This is a genomic window from Kitasatospora sp. NPDC001539, assembly GCF_040298565.1.
Classification (GTDB): domain Bacteria; phylum Actinomycetota; class Actinomycetes; order Streptomycetales; family Streptomycetaceae; genus Kitasatospora.
Genome location: NZ_JBEPAK010000068.1, coordinates 1 through 18,261, shown reverse-complemented (window position 1 = coordinate 18,261; position 18,261 = coordinate 1). Strand labels below are relative to the sequence as shown.

General features: G+C 75.0%; 17 protein-coding genes. 8 read left to right on the top strand and 9 right to left on the bottom strand.

Annotated elements, in window-relative coordinates:
- The first annotated feature begins 70 nt into the window (after window positions 1-70).
- The 5 genes from ABT247_RS13760 (at window position 71) to ABT247_RS13740 (ending at window position 4,569) form a co-directional block, all read left to right on the top strand.
- A complete protein-coding gene (locus ABT247_RS13760) occupies window positions 71-1,084 on the top strand; it encodes an LLM class flavin-dependent oxidoreductase (RefSeq protein WP_350742283.1) in 1,014 nt (337 codons plus the stop codon).
- A gap of 607 nt (window positions 1,085-1,691) precedes the next feature.
- Window positions 1,692-2,075, top strand: a complete 384-nt coding sequence (locus ABT247_RS13755) for a hypothetical protein (protein ID WP_350742281.1) — start codon at window positions 1,692-1,694, stop codon at window positions 2,073-2,075.
- Between the two features lie 223 nt (window positions 2,076-2,298).
- A complete protein-coding gene (locus tag ABT247_RS13750; RefSeq protein ID WP_350742279.1) occupies window positions 2,299-3,519 on the top strand; it encodes a hypothetical protein in 1,221 nt (406 codons plus the stop codon).
- A gap of 82 nt (window positions 3,520-3,601) precedes the next feature.
- Complete coding sequence (locus ABT247_RS13745) at window positions 3,602-3,997, top strand: roadblock/LC7 domain-containing protein (protein ID WP_350742277.1); 396 nt, start codon at window positions 3,602-3,604, stop codon at window positions 3,995-3,997.
- Window positions 3,998-4,194: 197 nt separating this feature from the next.
- Window positions 4,195-4,569, top strand: a complete 375-nt coding sequence (locus ABT247_RS13740) for a hypothetical protein (protein WP_350742275.1) — start codon at window positions 4,195-4,197, stop codon at window positions 4,567-4,569.
- 141 nt (window positions 4,570-4,710) lie between these two features.
- On the opposite strand, the gene ABT247_RS13735 is transcribed toward ABT247_RS13740, so the two are convergent.
- The 7 genes from ABT247_RS13735 to ABT247_RS13705 all read right to left on the bottom strand — a co-directional run bounded on the left by ABT247_RS13735 (window position 4,711) and on the right by ABT247_RS13705 (window position 11,789).
- Complete coding sequence (locus ABT247_RS13735) at window positions 4,711-5,112, bottom strand: DUF6188 family protein (protein ID WP_350742273.1); 402 nt, start codon at window positions 5,110-5,112, stop codon at window positions 4,711-4,713.
- Between the two features lie 9 nt (window positions 5,113-5,121).
- Window positions 5,122-6,264 (bottom strand): NUDIX domain-containing protein, encoded by a 1,143-nt coding sequence (locus ABT247_RS13730; protein ID WP_350742271.1) that lies wholly within the window; start codon window positions 6,262-6,264, stop codon window positions 5,122-5,124.
- A gap of 317 nt (window positions 6,265-6,581) precedes the next feature.
- A complete protein-coding gene (locus ABT247_RS13725; RefSeq protein WP_350742269.1) occupies window positions 6,582-7,466 on the bottom strand; it encodes an SGNH/GDSL hydrolase family protein in 885 nt (294 codons plus the stop codon).
- A complete protein-coding gene (locus tag ABT247_RS13720; RefSeq protein WP_350742267.1) occupies window positions 7,463-8,644 on the bottom strand; it encodes a glycosyltransferase in 1,182 nt (393 codons plus the stop codon). Before ABT247_RS13720 ends, ABT247_RS13725 begins: the two co-directional genes overlap by 4 nt.
- A complete protein-coding gene (locus tag ABT247_RS13715) occupies window positions 8,641-9,945 on the bottom strand; it encodes a glycosyltransferase family 4 protein (RefSeq protein WP_350742265.1) in 1,305 nt (434 codons plus the stop codon). The genes ABT247_RS13720 and ABT247_RS13715 overlap by 4 nt, the downstream gene beginning before the upstream one ends.
- A gap of 111 nt (window positions 9,946-10,056) precedes the next feature.
- A complete protein-coding gene (locus tag ABT247_RS13710) occupies window positions 10,057-10,245 on the bottom strand; it encodes a YegP family protein (protein WP_350742263.1) in 189 nt (62 codons plus the stop codon).
- Window positions 10,246-10,370: 125 nt separating this feature from the next.
- Window positions 10,371-11,789, bottom strand: coding sequence for an amino acid permease (locus ABT247_RS13705; RefSeq protein ID WP_350742300.1), 1,419 nt, complete (start codon window positions 11,787-11,789; stop codon window positions 10,371-10,373).
- A 390-nt stretch (window positions 11,790-12,179) separates the two neighbouring features.
- Here ABT247_RS13705 and ABT247_RS13700 point away from each other — a divergent pair, with 390 nt between their 5' ends.
- Window positions 12,180-12,407: a hypothetical protein gene (locus ABT247_RS13700; protein ID WP_350742261.1), complete on the top strand. Its 228-nt coding sequence runs from the start codon at window positions 12,180-12,182 to the stop codon at window positions 12,405-12,407.
- A 54-nt stretch (window positions 12,408-12,461) separates the two neighbouring features.
- On the opposite strand, the gene ABT247_RS13695 is transcribed toward ABT247_RS13700, so the two are convergent.
- Entirely contained in the window at window positions 12,462-14,573 is a 2,112-nt protein-coding gene (locus tag ABT247_RS13695; protein ID WP_350742259.1) for an MMPL family transporter, read from the bottom strand.
- A gap of 240 nt (window positions 14,574-14,813) precedes the next feature.
- Window positions 14,814-15,755, bottom strand: a complete 942-nt coding sequence (locus tag ABT247_RS13690; RefSeq protein ID WP_350742257.1) for a deoxyribonuclease IV — start codon at window positions 15,753-15,755, stop codon at window positions 14,814-14,816.
- Between the two features lie 261 nt (window positions 15,756-16,016).
- Here ABT247_RS13690 and ABT247_RS13685 point away from each other — a divergent pair, with 261 nt between their 5' ends.
- Together ABT247_RS13685 and ABT247_RS13680 are read left to right on the top strand one after the other, a co-directional pair.
- Entirely contained in the window at window positions 16,017-17,093 is a 1,077-nt protein-coding gene (locus ABT247_RS13685) for a right-handed parallel beta-helix repeat-containing protein (protein WP_350742255.1), read from the top strand.
- An 85-nt stretch (window positions 17,094-17,178) separates the two neighbouring features.
- Window positions 17,179-18,213 (top strand): methyltransferase, encoded by a 1,035-nt coding sequence (locus ABT247_RS13680; protein WP_350742253.1) that lies wholly within the window; start codon window positions 17,179-17,181, stop codon window positions 18,211-18,213.
- Window positions 18,214-18,261: the final 48 nt, after the last annotated feature.

Here is an 18,261-nt window from a genome sequence, read left to right as displayed (position 1 = left end):
CTGCCACCGCGGCTCGCGCGGCGGCGGCGACCGGGTGGGGGAATGCCCGGGCGACGGGCCCGTGTTGTCCATGGGCGTGACCAGCGCTACGCCCCCGATCAGGCTCTCCGTGCTCGACCGCTCCCGGACCCGACGGGGCGAGGAGCCGGCGCAGGCCCTGCGGGACACCGTGGCCTTCGCCCGGGAGATCGAGCGGCTGGGGTACCACCGGTTCTGGGTCTCCGAGCACCATGGAGTGCCCGGGGTGGCCGGGTCGGCACCGACGGTGCTCGTCGCAGCGGTGGCCGCGGCGACCACCCGGATCCGGGTCGGCACCGGCGGCGTGATGCTGCCCAACCACCAGCCGATGGTCGTGGCGGAGCAGTTCGGGGTGCTGGCGGCGCTGTTCCCCGGGCGGATCGACATGGGGCTCGGCCGGTCGGTGGGCTTCACCGACGGTGTCCGGCGGGCGCTCGGCCGGGAGAAGGATGCTGCGGACGACTTCGGGGCCCAGCTGTCCGAGCTGCTCGGCTACTTCGACGGCTCGCAGCAGGTGCACCGCGACGTCCACGCGCGTCCGGCGGAGGGGCTTCACGTCCCGGCCTTCGTGCTGGCCACCGGCGCGGGCGCCGACCTGGCCGCCGAGGCGGGGCTGCCGCTGGTCATCGCGGCCGCGCGCGGGGAGGACCGGATGCTCGCCGCGATCGACCGGTACCGCGCCCGGTTCCGCCCGTCCGCCCAGGCCGCCGAGCCGTACGTGGTGGTCTCGGGCACGGTCGCGGTGGCCGAGAGCGAGGAACGGGCACGGGAACTGCTCGTGCCGGAGGCCTGGGCCGGCGCGTACTCCCGCACCCACGGGGAGTTCCCACCGCTGGCCCCGGCGGCCGAGATCCGGGCGCGGGCGATGAGCGCGCGGGAGCGCGCGGCGTTCGAGCAGTCGCTGCGGGGGCACATCGCGGGCACTCCCGAGCGGGCCGCCGCCGAGCTCGCCGATCTGGTGGACCGCAGCGGAGCGGACGAGTTCCTGGTCGTGACGAGCACCTACGACCGCACCGCGCTGCTCGACTCCTACCGGCTGCTGGCCGAAGCCGTCGGTCAGGTCTGAACCTGCCGTCCTCGGCCACCCCGCTCCGCCCCGGGAGACGATTTCTGACCAGGCGTGATGAGCTGCTACTGTTCTTCCCGTCGAGAGGAAGTGATCTTCCCGAAGAGGCGAACTCTCGAGCAGGCGTCAGCGGTGCTACCAGAGCACGTCCTACTTTCAGTAGGAAGAGTCCGTGCAACCCGGGCCTGGCGCTCCACCAGAAGGGGCTCGTTCCGTCCAGCGGAACGGGCCCCTTCGTCATGCCCGGCGCGATTCGACCGCTGACCCGTGGAGCGGCGGCGGTCCGGCGCCTCCGGGCGGCCCTCCTATCGCACTTTCCGCCCCGAAACCCTGCGGGGGAGCCCGGTATCGGCCAAGGTCCCGTACCAGGTGGTCCATCGACGCCGTCGCACCTCGGCCGAGCAGCCAGCGGCTTTGCCGTCTTGGCAGGGCTGATGCCGTGTCGCATCTTGTCCAGAACTCGCCGTGAATGATGTGAATATGCCATTGGAATGTTCGTCATACCGAAACCGGCAGTAGCCTTCCGTGTCGAACCTGCCACTGCTGGTGGCGACCCGGCCGGAGCCGCGTAGCGCCCGGCCACCCCAGAAACCGCGAAGGAGCCGGTGTGCCGGGTATCGAGGAATGCCTCTCCGGGGCGATGGCGATCGCCGGCGCCCGCGCCGCGAGCCTGGTCGACTGGGGCAGCGGACTCGCCCTCGGCAGCCTCGGCGACAGCCCGACCGGCGAGCACGAGACCGCCGCCGCCGAGGCGACCGACCTGGTGCGCGCGGCCGTCGAGAGCCAGACCTTCACCGTGGCGGAGGACCGGCAGTCCCCGCTGGAGGACATCATCGTCACGGCAGGGCGCAGTTACCACCTGATCCGCTTCATCGACACCGTCTTCGACAGCCGTCTGGTGCTGCACCTCTGGCTGGACCGCGAGGAGGGCAACCTCGCCGTCGCCCGCTTCCGCCTCCAGGCACTCGCCGAGGAACTGGTGCTGGGGTGAGCGTGACACCCGCCGGGCCCGTCGCCCGGGCTGTCGCCGGCCCCGGCCGCCGGACGGACGCCCCTCGGTGGTGGCCCGCGTGACCGCCGCGCCCTCCGCCGCCCCGCCGACCCTGCCCTCCTCGCGTCCGACAGGGCCGACAACGCCGATGGAGCCGACAACGCCGGTAGAGCCGACAACGCCGATGGCGGCGAGCAAGCCAACAGAGCCGACGGAGTCGACGGTGCCGAGGACAACGACCGGACCCGTCCCGCCGGCCGGTCCCGCCGCCCCGAGGGATCCGGGTGAAGCGGTCGCCCTGCTTGCCGCCCGTCGGGCCACCGGTGCTCTGCACGGCCCACTCGGCACGCTGTACCTGGTCGACGGCCAGGTGACCGCCGCCGAGTCCCCCCGCGCGCCCGGTCTGGCGGACCTGCTCACCGGCTGCGGCCGGATCGACGCGGAGGGCTGGACGGAGGTCCTCCGGCTCCACGGCCCCCGTGGGCGGGTCGGCGAGGCGCTGGTCGAGCGCGGGCTGCTCACCAGGGGAGAACTCGAACTCGGCCACCTGGGGGCGCTCTTCGACGCCGCCTACTTCATCCTCGCCGACCGCGCGGGCGGCACCTGGCGGTTCGAGCCGGACGTCCGGCACTGGCTCGGACCGGTGGCGGCGGTCGACCCGGCGCGGCTGCACCGCGAGGTCGAGCGCCGGGTCCGGCTCCTCGACCGGATCTGGCCCTGGCCGCAACTCGACACCGCGCCCGTCCGCCCGGTCGAGCACACCAGGCGTCCCACGCACCGCCCGCCGGGCCGGCGCCGGCGCGAACTGCTGGACCACGCCGACGGCCGAAGAACCCCGGCGGACCTGGCCAGGCTGCTCGGCCGCTCCGGCTTCGGCGTGACGGCGGACGTCCGCCGGCTGGCCGCCGCCGGACTGCTCGACGGTCCACCACCCGGAGCGCCGCCGGCCGGGGCCCCGAGACCAGAGGGGCCACGACCCGAGGCTCCGGGCGCACCCGGCGCATCCGGCGCATCCGGCGCCGGGTCCCCGGCTGCCGAAGCCGACGCCGTCGCCCGACCGACCGCACCCGGACCTCCGGCGCCGCGCTCCGCCGCCCCGCGGCACGCTGCTCCGGCTGCCGCGGCGCCGGAGGTCCCCCCGCAGCGGGGCACAGCAGCGGCCGGAGGCCTGCACCGCCGGGTCCCCGGTGCCACCCTTCGCGGCACCGTGACGGCCGGACCCGGCGGTGCCCCGGCACCCGGCGCCCCGGAACGCACCGGACCCGCGGGACCCGGGGGACCCACGGCAACCGCCCCGGCCCGCGCCGGCCAGCTCGGCCAGCTCGACCGCCCCGACCACCTCGACCGCCCGCCGACCACGGCAGCGGCCCACCCACTGACCGTCCCCGACCCGGACATCGCGCTGCTGACCCGGGTCCGAGACCTTCTGGAGGCCCGACTTTGAGCAACTCTCCGCCCGCGACCCCGTCGTACCGGCCATGAGGCGGGCGCTCAAGCAGCGTGTCGGAAGGAGACAACTGATCGCCTTGGAGACCGAGCTGCTCGCCGAAATCCGTGCCGTGAAACGGCGCGTCCCGCACCTCGCGGGCGGTCTGGTGGCCAGCGTCGACGGCCTGCTGGTCGCGCACGACACCCACGGGACCGAGTCCTCCGGAGTGGCCGCGATGACGGCGGCCTCCCTGTCGCTGGCCCAACGGCTGGCCGACACCACCGGGCAGGGTGAGTTCCGCGAGTCACTGGTGCGCGGCGAGCACGGCTACGTCGCCACCTACGCGGCCGGCGGCAGCTGCGTGCTGACCCTGCTGGCGCACCCGGACGTCAACGTCGGCCGACTCCACCTGGAGGCCCGCCGCTGCGCCGGGCGCATCGCCGGGCTGCTCAACGACAGCCTGGTGCCGAAGGATCCGCGCGACGCCGGCTGACCAGGGGCCCCGCCCGAGCCGACCGACCGACCACGACCCGCAGTCCGCAGCCCCCCAGCCGGCGCACACCCGGACGACGACCACACCGGACGACCCACACCGGTCGAACCCCGCCCGACGATCCCGACCCGACGATCCAGACTTCACCACCCACACCTCACGACCGACACCTCACGACCCAACAGGAGTTGACCGAAATGACCGACGCAGCCGGCGCGCTCAAGCAGGCCATGACCGCGATCGAGGGCGCCATCGGCGCTGCCCTCGTCGACTACAACAGCGGCATGGCGCTCGCCACCCTCGACGGCCCCGGCGGCCTGGACCTCAACGTGGCAGCGGCCGGGAACACCGACGTGGTCCGCGCCAAGATGCGCACCATGGACATGCTGGGCCTCCAGGACGGCATCGAGGACATTCTGATCACCCTGTCCAGTCAGTACCACCTGATCCGCCCGCTCACCGGTCGCACCGGCAAGGGCCTGTTCCTCTACCTCGCGCTGGACAAGGGGCGCGCCAACCTGGCGATGGCGCGCCACCAACTCTCCAAGGTCGAGGCCGAGCTCGAGGTCTGACCGGAGGGACCGGAAGGACCGGAAGGAGCCGGAACGGCCGGAAGAACCGGCAGCCCGAGCCCCGGCGGCGGCTCGGGCCCGGGCCCCGTCGGGTAGCCGGGGTCCGGGCCCGGACCCGAGCCCGCCGCACGGCCGGGCGGCTCAGGCCCCGGCGGGTTCCGCCCAGCGGACCTCGCCGCCCGGCAGTGCGGCGCACACCGCGCCCTCCGCGGTCAGCACGCTCCAGGGCGCGAGCACCGCGTGTGGCGGGACGGACAGTTCACCGCCCTCCGCGAACCCGAGCTCCAGCCCGCCGGCCAGGGTGATCCGGGCGGTGCCGACGGTCCGGCCGACCAGTGCCAGCAACCTGGGCGTCGGACGGAACGTCAGCGCCGGGAAGACGTGCTCCACTTCTCTCGGCGCGGCGAAGGAGGGCGCAGCGAAGCGGAACTCGTGCGTCACCCGGACGGTCACCGGCCCGTCGAGCCGCAGGTCGAGCCGGTCGCCGCCGCTGACGGCGGCGACCCGCCGTCCGGCCAGTACTCCACTGATCCCGTTCCGCATGCCCCAGTGTCACCCATCGGCCGGCGCCGGTCCCACCATTCGCCCGCGCACCAGCTCGGCGGGGCCGCCCGCCCGCTCCCGGGCGGCCAGCGCGGCGGCCGTTCGACCCCAGGACGGCCCGCTCAGCAGCGCCCGTGCCGTGGCCGGATCGCACAGCCGCCACTCCACCAACTCCTGTTCCTGCAGAGCAATCGACTCGAGCAGCGCTCCCGTCACCGTGCCGCCGTCGAAGACGTACACCAGCACGGCGGTGTCCCGGCCGGTCGCCGGATCCGCGCCGGGATCGGCCGCCGTACCCGGTTGCCAGTCCAGCACGAGCAGCCGTCCCGGCTCGACGTCCCACCCCAGCTCCTCTCGGATCTCCCGGCGCGCCGCCGCTCGCGGAGCCTCCCGGTCCGCCTCGACCCCGCCTCCCGGCAGCGTCCAGTGCGGCACCTCCCCGCGCGGACCCTCGTACGGGCGCAGGCGCACCAGCAACACCCGGCCCTCACGGTCGGTGAACAACGCCCTGGCCTTCGCCCGGATCCGCGGCCGGGTGGCGTAGTAGGTGTCCCGGTCCATCGGCGGCTCCGGTTGCCGGTCCGTCGCCCCGGCGTCCTGCGCCACGAGCGTGGGGGCCGCGGCCAGCCCGGTGTACTCGGGCGCCGGCCCTTCGGCGGGCAGCGCCTGCAGCGTGTGGCCGACGGGCCGGCTGTCCTCCAGCTCCAGTGGCCCGGCCGCACGCGGCGCCCGCAGGCAGGCCGTCACCCGCCGTGACAGCCTCGGCGGAAGCGCATGCCCGGCCTCCTCCGCCGTCAGCCACACCCACCCGCCGACCTCCGCCGCATCCGGCCGGATCGCCGCCACCTGCTCCGCCGTCAACGGCTCGCCCCAGTACAGGTACGCCACGATCGGCGGCCTCGTCGGGAACAGCGCCCAGTCCACGCAGGCCAGTCGTCCGAGCCTGGGCGTGAACCCGAGTTCCTCGGCGATCTCCCGTACGGCGGTCTCGCGCGGCGACAGGTCGGTCGGCTCCCAGCCGCCGCCCGGGACCGCCACCGGATGCTGCCGGTCGTACGGCAGCCGCACCACCAGCACCCGCCCCGCGCCGTCGGGGAACAGCACCCCCGCCGCCGCCAGAATCCCCTTGCCCTGCCCATCAGACGCGTCCACCCGCGACCCCTCCACCCGCACCCGGCTCCACCCCGGGGCACGGCCCCGGCTCCAGTCATGGTTTCCCCGGCAGGCCCCACCCCGACCACGGCTCCACCCTTCTCCCCGGCAGCGGCCGCGTCGGCGCTGTCCCCGCCGCCCGCCGGCCGCCGGTCCGCCGCCCGCCAGAGCCGCGAATCCGGACATGGTCGACCAACGCGGAGGCCGCCGGACGGAGTTCCGGGCGCGCGGCCGAGGGCTCGAAGCCGATGTCGCGCCGAGGCCGTCCCTGTCCGACCACTGCCGCCGGTCACCCCGTCAGCCCCGGGCAGCGGCCGTCACCCCAGGGACGCCAGCGCCTGCATCGCCGCCCGGGCCATCTGCTCGTCGTGTCGCCCGGTCCGCCCGCGGAGCCGGGCGACACCCTCGGCCGCCGCCAGGGCGAGCAGGCCGGGGAGCAGGTCGGTGCTGCGGGCGGCGACCCAGCGGGTGCCCTTGGTGGCCATCCACCAGAGGTCGGCGGCCGGGCTCGGCGGGGGTTCGGCCACCCGGTCTGCGGGTGGCGGGCCGAGGGGGTGGCCGGCTTCGGAAAGGAGGTCGTGGAAGCGGCGGGCGATCAGATGGTGCCCTTCGGCGCTGGGGTGGAGGCGGTCGACGCTCAGCAGCCGGCGCTGGTTGCTCCAGGGCAGGTCGGCGATGTGCAGGTGCACGGCCCGGTGCCGCGCGGTGAGCGCGTGCACCACCGTGTTGACGGCCCGCATCCGGCGGGCCAGCGGGCGGCCGAGCGGGGCCGGGAGCCGGAGCAGGAGCCCCGGGTCGGGCAGGCAGGCGGTCAGCAACACGGCACCATGCGCAGAGAGTTCGCCCAGGGTGGCATCCAGCTCCAGGGTGGTGCGCCGGATGTCGAAACCGGTCCGCAGGGTGTCGTTGCCGCCGACCAGCACCGCCGCCAGCTGCGGCCGCAGGGCCAGCGCCGCCGGGAGCTGGCGCGCCGCCAGATCGGCGGTCAGCGCACCGCTGTACGCGAGATTGGTGAACTCCACGTCCCGGCCCCCGGGCGCCAGCGAGTGCGCCAGTACGGCGGCCCAGCCGCGCCATGCCTCGCCGACCTGGTCCCCGACGCCCTCCGTGAGGGAGTCCCCGAGGGCGACGAAGCGCAGTAGTTCACCCGCCGCCGGCCGCCCCTCCGCGGCCCGGTCGGGCCCGGCGTCCAGCACGCTCATGCCAGCCCCCCGTCCACCGTCTCCGCTGCGCGGTTCCGTACTCCGTGTGCGGCCAGGAAGGCCGCCACCGCCGCCGGCCAGCCGTACCGCTCGGCCTGCGCCCGGGCTGCGGCCCGCCGCTGCTCCTCCGGCCGCGCCAACAGGTCACCCACCGCCCGGGCGAACCCGGCACCGGTGTCCTCGGCGGCCACCCCGGCCGGTCCCACCAGCCCGGGGAGCGCGGAGGAACGGCTGACCGCGACGGGCGTGCCGCAGGCCAGGGCCTCCATCGCGGCCAGCCCGAAGGTCTCCACCGGCCCGGGCGCCAGCACCACGTCCGCGCAGCCGAGCAGCCGGGCGAGCGCCTCGCGTCGGCTCAGGTGTCCGAGGAAGCGCACCGGCACGCGGAGCCGGGCGGCCCGGGCGGCCAGCCGCTCCCGAAGCGGCCCGGTGCCGGCCACCACCAGGATGGCGGACAGCCCCCGGGCCCGCAGCCGGGCGAGGGCCTCGACGGCCCGTTCCGGCCGCTTCTCCGCCGACAGCCGGGAGCAGAGCACCAGCAGGACGTCGTCAGGCCCGGCGTAACGGGCCCGCTCCGCCGCACGTGCGGCCGGCGGCAGTGGCCGCATCGCCTCCAGGTCGACACCGAGCGGGGCCCGGACCAGGTTGGGCGCGCCGATCCGGCGGAACTCGGCCGCCGCCCATTCGGTGGTGCACAGCACCGAGTCGTAGGCGCGGACCGTCGCCGCGTTGAGCCGGTCGGCGGCCGCCGCGGCCAACGGGCCGGGCAGGCCCCAGGTGCGCAGCACCCCGGTGGCGCTCTCGTGCGAGACCATCACCGAGCGGACGCCGTGCCGCCGTGCCCAGCCGCCGGTCCAGCGCAGGGTGGTCCGGTCGGACACCTCCAGCCGGTCGGGGCCGAGCCGGGTCAGCTCGGCCTCCACCGCCCGCCGGTCGGTGAGCAGCCGGTAGCCGCCGGCGGCCGGCAGCACCGGGCCGGGCAGCGTGACCACCAGGCCCTGTTCGGTCTCCTGCGACGAACGCCGCTCGCCGGGCACGATCAGTACGGGCCGGTGCCCGGCCGCCAGGTACCCGGCGCCGAGGTGGCGCAGCGCGGTGCGCAGGCCGCCGGAGACGGGGGTGACGAAGTTGGCGAGCCGGACGACGGTCAGCCGTCGCGGCGCCGAGGCCCCGGTCATGCCGACAGCTCCTCGGGCAACACGGGCAGCACGGGCAGCACGGGGGAGCCCGCCGAAGCCGGCGGAACAGAATCCGACGCGGGCGCCGACGCCACCGGGACCGGCAACGACGCGGGCACCGGCACCGCCCCGGGGACCGGAACGGCCACCGGCGCTCCCCGGTGCTCCGCGAGCACCTCGGCGTAGTGCCGCAGCAGCAGGTCCCCGACGGCCTCCCAGGTGCGGGCGGTCACCTCGGCCCGCCCGGCCTTCCCGTAGGCGTCCCGCCGGGCCGGGTCGTCGGCGAGCTCAGCCACCGCCCGGGCGACGGCCGCGCCGTCCCGCGGCGGCACCAGCAGGCCGGTGCGGTGGTGGGAGACCAGGTCGAGCGGGCCGCCGGCCGCCGGGCCGATCACCGCCACGCCGCTGGCCATCGCCTCCTGGATGGTCTGGCAGAAGGTCTCCAGCGGGCCGGTGTGCACGAACACGTCCAGGGTCGCGAAGCACCGCGCCAGTTCCTCCCCGGTGCGCCGGCCGAGGAACACCGCGCCGGGCATCGCGGCCCGCAGCCCGGGGGCCGAGGGGCCGTCCCCGATCACCACCACCCGGACCCCGGGCAGTGCGGAGGCCCTGGCCAGCAGGTCGACCCGCTTCTCCGGGGCCAGCCGTCCGACGTACCCGACCAGCACCTCACCGCCCGGTGCGAGCGCCCGGTGCAGCGCCTCGTCCCGGTGCCGCGGATGGAACCGGACGGAGTCCACCCCGCGCGGCCAGAGCTGCACCCGGGGCACCCCGTGCGCGGTGAGGTCCTGTGCGGCCGGGGTGGACGGCGCGAGGGTGCGGGCGGCCGCGCGGTGCACGGCCCGGATCCGCCGCCAGGCCGCGGCCTCGCCGAGCCCCCGGCCGGCCCGGTAGGCGTGTGCGTACCCGGCGAGGTCGGTCTGGTACACGGCGACGGCGGGCACCCCGAGGCGCGCCGCGACGTGCATGCCGCGCGCCCCCAGCAGGAAGGGGCTGGCCAGGTGCACGATGTCGGGTCGGTGGCCGGCGAGGGCGGCGGCCAACTGCCGGCTCGGCAGCGCGATCCGCACCTGCGGGTACCCCGGCAGCGGCATCGAGGGGATCCGCACCACGGGGATCCGTTCCGCCGCGGCGCCGGAGCCGAAGGTCTGCGGTGGGCACTGGGCGCCCCGCGCCGGCGCGGGGGTGACGACGAGGGGCTGGTGGCCCCGGCGGAGCAGGTGCTCGGCCGTCCGCAGCACGCTGTGGGCGACTCCGTTGACCTCGGGCGGGAAGGATTCGGTGACGATGGCGACGCGCATGCCTGTGTTCTGTCCGCGCCCGGCGTGCTCCCGGCCAAAGGGATCTGTCGTACAAGCGAACGCGGGTCGGCGATTCGTACCGCCGACCCGCCTGTTCACCGCGGTGTTTCCTCAGGCAGACCCGGCCGTCTCCTTGAGCTCCGCGTACGGGGCGAGCTTGCGGATCGACTCGATGCTCTTCAGGCAGTCGTCCTTGCTCTCGTGGGGGTCGCCGGTCACCACGATCGACCCGTTGCTCGCCTTGAGGCGGAACCGGTGCATCCCGCTCTCGTCCGTGTACAGCTCGAATTTTCCGGCCATGCCCGTGGACACCTTTCGCTCGAGTGACCCCCTGGCACCGCACCATAGGCGTCGCCCCGCGCCCCCGCCCGTCGGCCGGGCCCGTTCGGGTGCGCGCGGGCGCGAGCCGTGCGCGCGGCCCGCGGTCAGGAGTTGCGGCGGCGGCCGGAGAGCCAGACGTGGACGAGGACGCCGGCGAAGAGGAAGAGCACACCCTGGTAGACGGCCGCGTAGCCGGCGCCGGCGAGGAGCCAGAGGGAGAAGGCGAAGGCGCCGAGGCCGAGGACGGCGTCGCGGACCAGGTGCGGGGTGGCGACCTTGTCGGTGGTGCCGCGGACCAGCCAGTACAACTGGGCGGCGGTGGAGAGGAGGTAGGGCACGGTGGCGGTGAAGGTGGTGACCAGGACGAGCGTGTCGAACGCGCCCTTCGCGCCGCTGGCGAAGTTGAGGACGGTCAGCGCCGAGGCCAGGGCGACGCTGACGATCACGCCGAAGGCCGGTACGCCGCGCCGCTCCTTGCCGAAGGCGGCCGGGAACAGGCCGTCCTCGGCGGCCGCGTACGGGGCCTGGGCGGCCAGCAGGGTCCAGCCGTTGAGCGCGCCGGTCATCGAGACGAGCGCGGCGACGGCGATCGCCGTGCCGCCCCAGGAACCGCCGAACATGGCGTTCACCGCGTCCGAGAACGGAGCCGCGGAGTGCACCAGCCGCTCGTGGGCGACGGTGCCGAACACCGCGACGGTGCCCAGCAGGTAGACCACGGCCGCGCCGATGGTGCCGAGCACACTGGCCCGGCCGACGTTGCGCTCCGGGTCGCGGACCTTGCCGGCGCTCATCGCGGCCGACTCCACGCCCAGGTAGCTGAACAGCAGGATCGCGGCCGCAGCGGTCATGCCGCCCGTCCAGCCCTGGCCGTTGCCGTCGAACGGCCCGAGGTTCTTCGGGTCGAAGAAGAACAGGCCGCCCACCGCGACCAGCGCCAACGGGATGAACTTCAGGACCGTGGAAACCAGTTGGACCACCCCGACGTAGCGGGTGCCAGCCAGGTTGGCCAGGGCCGGCAGCCACTGGAGGACCAGCGCGGCGGTGATGCTCAGCGCGGTCGAGTGGCCGACCGGCAGCAGCACGTCCAGGTACCCGACGGCTGCCACGGCGAGCGCGGCGTTGCTGACCCAGGTGGTGATCCAGTACGACCAGGCGGACAGGAACCCGGCGAAGTCCCCGAAGGCCTCCCGGGCGTAGACGTACGGGCCGCCGGTGCGCGGGCTGCGTCGGGCCAACTGCCCGAAGACCAGGGCCAGAGCGATCGCGCCCACCGTGAGGACGACGAACGCGAGCAGGCTGACCGTCCCGTAGGGCGCCACGGCGGCCGGGATCATGAAGATGCCGCCGCCGATGATGTTGCCCATGACCAGAGCGGTGGCGGTGGTCAGCCCGAACCGGCCGCCCTTCCGGGAGCCCGCGTCGACTGCCGTGTCCGGGCTGTCCGCGGTCGTGTCCGGGCTGTCCGCGGTCTCCGGGGTGTCCGGTCGAGTCGCCTGCCGGGGTGCGGCGGGGCTGGTCTGCATGAGGGTGGTGCGCCTTTCCTGGTCCTGCTCGCGCTCGGTGGAGCGACCGTTCATGCTCGGACCGGTGCGTACCGTGCGCCAAATCGGTGGGATTTGTTCGTTCGGCCCGGCGGATCACCGCAAGACTTCCGGCCGCATGGCGGTCGGACGGGCACTCGTCCGGCGGCCCTTCGCGAACCCGTTCGACGCGGAACGCGGAGGGTTCGGCCGGGCGGGGGAGATGTGTCACCCGGATGTCCCAGGGCGGTTGCGGCGCGCGCCCCGTGCCCGTGTTCGTGTGCCAACCTTGGCGCGGCGCCTCCCGGTGGGGCGCGGCCCGTCCGCCGGTCGGCCGAACTGGCCTTTCGGGGGCGCGGGTTGAGGACCAGAGACGAACCAAAAGGACATCAGATGTCGCTTCGTGGGAAGATCCGCAAGGTCGCCGTGATCGCCGCCGTGGCGGGTGCCGCCATGGCGGCCGCGCCGACCTCGGCGATGGCGTGGGGCCACGCGTCGCACCAGGAGTCCAGCCAGAGCCTGGAGTCGGGCTCGGCCGGTGTCGGCCTGTTCGGCCCGAAGGCCAGCTGGTTCAACTTCCACGAGCACAGCGAGGACAAGTGCATCGGGGACTGCGACTGATCAGGCTGATCCAGCCGGATCGGTGAGCCCGGAGGCCGCTCGGCGGCCCCGGGCTCACGGCTGTCCGCTCGACGGCTGTCCGCTCGACGGCGGACCGCCGACGGCGGTCGGGCGGGACAGCCGGCCCGGCCACCACATGTGCCGGTCGAGGTCCATGGTCAGCGCGGTGACCAGCACCGACCGCACCACCAGGGTGTCCAGCAGCACGCCCAGCGCCACCGCGAAGCCGATCTCGGCGAAGGCCACCAGCGGGAGCGTCCCGAGGACGGCGAAGGTGCTGGCCAGGATCAGTCCGGCCGAGGTGATCACCCCGCCGGTGGCCGACAGCCCGGTCAGCGCGCCCAGCCGGGTCCCGTGCCGGACGGACTCCTCGCGCACCCGGGTCATCAGGAAGATGTTGTAGTCGATCCCCAGTGCCACCAGGAACACGAAGACGAACAGCGGGAAGGCCTGGTCCTGGCCCTGGAAGTGGAAGACGTGCGCGAAGAAGAAGGCGCTGATCCCGAGCGCCGCCGCGTACGACAGCACCACGGTCGCGATCAGCACCAGCGGCGCGGTGATCGCCCGCAGCAGGACGGCCAGGATCAGCAGCACCACGCCGAGCACCAGCGGGATGATCGCCCGGTTGTCGGCGGCGGCCGCCCGCCCGGCGTCCAGGACGACCGCCGTGCTGCCGCCCACCTTGGCGTCCGCGGCCGGCACCGCGTGCACCGCGCCGCGCACCCGGTCCACGGTGTCCTTCGCGGCCCGGCTGTCCGGCGGGTCGGTCAGCGTGACCTGGAACAGCGCCCGCCCGTCGTGCACGACCGGCGGCGAGGCCGCCGCCACCCCGGCCGTGGACCGGGCGGCGGAGTGCACGGCCGGCGCGCCGCCCGCCGTGGAGGCGATGGTGAGCGGCGCGCCCGTGCCGCCCGGGAAGTGCTGCTCCAGGACCTGCTGGCCGACCACCGAGTCGGGTGTGCCGGTGAAGGAGCCGGCCGTGCTGATCCCGGTGGCGTTCAGTGAGACCAGGCCGGCGCAGCAGGCGGCGAGCGCCAGCGCCGTACCGACCCACACCGCCCGGGGCCGGTGGGCGATCCGGGCCCCGACGCGCGCCCAGCGGCCGGTCCGGGTCGGCTCCGGCGTGCCGTACGCCGGTCGGACCGGCCAGAACACCCAACGGCCGACGATCACCAGCAGCGCCGGAAGCAGGGTGAGCATCGCGGCGAGGGCGACCACCACGCCGATCGCCAGGACCGGGCCGAGGCCCCGGGTGGAGTTCATCTCGGCGATCAGCAGGCAGAGCATCGACGCCACCACGGTGGCCGAGGAGGCGAGGACGGCGGGCCCGGCCCGGTGCAGGGCGAAGGCCATCGCCTCGTGCCGGTCCTCGTGGCGGCGCAGTTCCTCCCGGTAGCGGGCCGTGAGCAGCAGCGCGTAGTCCGTCCCCGCGCCGAGCACCAGGACGATCAGGATGCCGGCGCTCTGCGCGTTGACGGTCAGCCCGGCGTGCTTCGCCAGGAGGTAGATGAAGGCCTCGGCGACGGTCAGCGCGCCGGCGGCGGAGAGCAGCGGCAGCGTCCACAGCACCGGGCTGCGGTAGGTCAGCAGCAGCAGGACGACCACCACGCCGACGGTGGCGGCGAGCAGTGAGCTGTCGATGCCCGCGAAGGCCTTGGCCTGGTCGGCGGCGACCCCGCCCGGGCCGGTGACGTGGGTGGTCATGCCCTGGGCGTTCGCGGCGGCGGTGGCGCGCAGGGTGTCGACGGCGGGTTTGAGGTCGTTCCAGCCGTTGCTGCCGACGTCGATCGGCACGATCGTCTGCATCGCCCGGCCGTCGGCCGAGACGGCGGGGCCGACCACCGGGCCGGCCACGTGCGGTACGGAGGCGAAGTCGACGGCGTCGCGCGCGGCCTCGGCGCGGTCCGCGGGGGTGATGCCGCCGGCCCGCTGGTAGACCACGACGGCCTGGGCGGTGTCCACCGGCTGGAAGGCCCGCTGTTCCTCCAGGACCTGGGTGGACTCGGCGCTGCCCGGCAGCCAGCTCGACGCCTGGTTGTCCTCGGCGCCCATCAGCTTGCCGGCCAGCGGGCCCAGCGCGACGAGCAGCACCAGCCACAGGGCGAGCACCACCCACTTGCCGCGGCGTCCGCACGGCAGGGCGGCCAGCTTCCTGGTCCGGGACACGGCAGACCCCCCAAGCGGAGGCGATGACTCGTTCCAGCCTCCCACCGGTGGTGGCGACCGGCAGCCCGAGCCCGGCACCGCGGGGCAGCCGCGCCCTCGCACCGCCGCGGAGCCGGAGCCCCGCCTCGGGCCCGGAGCACCGCCGCAGGCCCGGACGGCGGCCTCGGGCCCCCGGCCGTCACCTCAGCTCGGGACCGCAGCCTCAGGCCGGGACCGCCGCCTCCGGCCAGGACCGCAGCCTCAGGCCGGGACCGCAGCCCGCTCCCGCAGCTCCTTCAGCACCGCGATGTCCATCGCGTGCCCGGTGCCGTCCCCGCCGTGCTTGCGGTCCGGGGTCTCCACCAGCAGCGGCACCCCGGCCGTCTCCGGGTGCTCGAACAGCTCGCGGAACGGCTCCGCGCCGATCATCCCCGCACCGATGTTGGCGTGCCGGTCCTTGCGGGCACCCACCACGTCCTCCGAGTCGTTGGCGTGGATCAGCCTCAGCCGGCCCGGACCGGCGGCCGAGGCCAGCGCGTCCAGCGCGGCCGTCACCCCGCCGGGCGCGGCCAGGTCGTGCCCGGCGGCGAAGGCGTGGCAGGTGTCCAGGCAGACGCCCACCTTCGGGTGCCCGTCCAGTGCCGCGACGTACTCGGCCAGTTCCTCCAGCCGGGAGCAGAGCGAACTGCCCTGCCCGGCGGTCGGCTCCAGCAGCAGCCAGGGGGCGTCCTCCCCGAGCGCGTCCAGCTCGTCCAGCAGGGGCCGGACGTCCGCGCGGACCTGCGCCATCGCCTCGGCCCGGCGGGAGCCGCCGTCGGGTGCCGCACCGACGGCGGAGCCGGTGTGGAGGACGACGCCCAGTGCGCCGATCGCGTGGCCGCGGCGCAGCGAGTGCCGCAGCGAGTCCGCCGAGCGCTGCCGGGTGGTCGGATTGTCCGACCCGAAGTTGATCAGGTACGGCGCGTGCACCCAGGCCGGGACGCCCTCCTCGGCGCAGGCGGCACGGAACTCCTCGTCGTGCCGCGGATTGCCCGGGGGAGTGGCCCAGCCGCGCGGGTTGGCCACGAACACCTGCACCGTCTCCGCGCCGACCTTCCGCGCGTACGCCAGCCCCGTCCCGGCCAGCCCGCGGCCGGCCACCGGCACGTGGGCGCCGATCGGGTTGCGGACGGTGGCGACGGACGGTGCGGACGCGGTGCTCATGCCCCCGAGGATGTCACGGGCCGGCACCGCTCCGGCGCACGGCCCCGTACGGCCCGGCGCCCCGCACGCCACGCCGGGGCGTCCCACCAGCGGCCGACGCCCCGTCAGTCCCCCAGCCCAGCCCTGGTGGCGGCCCCACCCGGGCGCCCGTACCGTCGACACGGCCGTACCCACCGACCGTCACCATCCGGACACCCAGCGTCGGACGGGCGCCCACGTCCCTTCCTTCCCACCGCGCGCCGAAAGAACAGGTCACCGCTCATGCCCACCCGTCGGGTCCACCACCTCGCTGCGGCCGCCGCTGCCGCCACCGCCCTGACCACCGCCCTCGCCGCCCTGGCCGCCGCCCCCGCGGCGCACGCCGCCGGCACGCTGCACCTCGTCCAGCCGGGCGAATCGATTCAGCGGGCCGTCGACGCCGCCAAGCCCGGCGACACCGTCGAGCTGCTCCCCGGCACGTACCGCGGCAGCGTCCGCATCACCACCCCCGGTCTGACCCTGCGCGGTGCCGGCGACCTCAGTGTGATCACCCCCGGCGACGGCCGGGAGAACGCCTGTGCCGTCGCCGGGCACGGCGTCTGCGTGGTCGGCACCGAGCAGGCCCCGCTGGCCGACGTCACCGTCGAGTCCCTCGCCGTCACCGGCTTCGCCAGGAACGGCATCGACGCCAGCGGCACCACCCGCCTGACCGTCCGCGCCACCCACGTCCACGACAACGCCCAGCAGGGCATCAGCCAGGAGATGTCCACCAAGGCCACCATCATCGGCAACCGCTCGACCGACAACGGCCAGTCCGGCGTCTTCCTCGCCAACTACGCCTACCGGGAGGGCGGCGCGCCCGACACCGGGGGCACCGTCGTCGCGGGCAACGTGCTCACCGGCAACCGGGTCGGCGTCACCGTCCGCCGGCTGCGCGTGCTGACCGTCGAGGGCAACGAGGTCAGCGGCAACTGCGCCGGCGTCTTCGTGGTCGGCGACGAGAACGCGCCCCGCGCCGGGGACCTCGACGTCCGGCGCAACCGGGTGGTCGCCAACAACAAGTTCTGCGCCGCCAACCCGCGCCTGGGCGCCATCCAGGGCGCCGGCATCGTGCTCACCGGCACCGAGGGCACCCGGGTGACCGACAACGACGTCCACGACAACGTCGGCACCACGGACTTCTCCGGCGGCATCGTCCTCTACAAGAGCGCCGTCGGCGTACCGAACAGCCGGGCGACCGTCTCCGACAACCGCCTGAGCGGCAACGGCCCGGCCGACCTCGCCGACCACGACACCGGCACCGACAACGCCTTCGCCCGCAACACCTGCTCGGTCTCCGTGCCCTCCGGCCGCTGCTGAGCCCGGCAGCCGCCCGGCTCCGGCCACCCCGCAACGCCACGCCCGCAGACCCCGAGCCCCCCCACACGACCCCCAGGGACCGCCCATGACCACCGCACCAGCCCACACCTCCGCCCAGGCCGCGATGCGCCTGCGCGAGCTCGTCTTCGGTGCCGCCTGCGCCGCCGCCGTCCGCGCGGCCGCCCGGCTCGGTGTCGCCGACGTGCTCGGCGACACCCCGATGGACGTCACCGAACTCGCCGCCAAGCTCGACACCGAACCCCGCCAGCTGCGCCGCCTGCTGCGCGCGCTCACCTGCTACGGGATCTTCGCCGAGACCTCCGACGACCGCTTCGAGCACACCGAGATGTCCCGCCTGCTGCGCGAGGACGCCCCCAACTCGCTCCGCTACATCTCCCTCTGGTGCACCGAGCCGTGGACCTGGGAGGCCTGGCCGAAGCTCGACGAGGCGGTGCGCTCCGGCCGCAACGTCTTCCCCGAGCTGTTCGGCAAGGAGTTCTTCGACTACCTGCACAGCGACGCGGGCGACTCCGCCAAGGTCTTCGACAAGGCGATGACCACCTCCAGCCGGCAGTCGGCCAAGGACTTCGCCGACTACCTGGACCTCACCGGCATCGACTCGGTGGCGGACATCGGCGGCGGCCAGGGCCACGTGCTGGCCAGCCTGCTGGAGAAGCACCCGGCCCTGCACGGCACCCTGCTCGACCTGCCCAAGGTCGTGGCCGGGGCCGATCCCCGACTCCGGGAGGGCGGCGCCTTCGCGGCCCGTGCCCGGCTGGTGGCGGGCGACTGCCGGATCGAGATCCCGGTCCGCGCCGACCTCTACATCATCAAGAACATCCTGGAGTGGGACGACGACAGCACCCGCCGCACCCTCGCCAACGTCGTCGCCGTGGCCCGCCCCGGCGCCCGCGTCGTGGTGGTGGAGAACCTGGTCGACAACAGTCCGTCGATGCGCTTCACCACCGCGATGGACCTGATGCTGATGCTGAACGTCGGCGGCGCCAAGCACTCCGAGGAGAGCATGGTCGGCCTGATGGCCGAGGCGGGCCTGGACGTCGTCGCCGTCCGCCCGGTCAACCCGTACCTGCACGCCTTCGAGGCCGTCGTCCGCGGCTGATCCGGAAGGCCGACGGCCGCTGCTCCCGGGAGGACCGGTGGCAGCGGC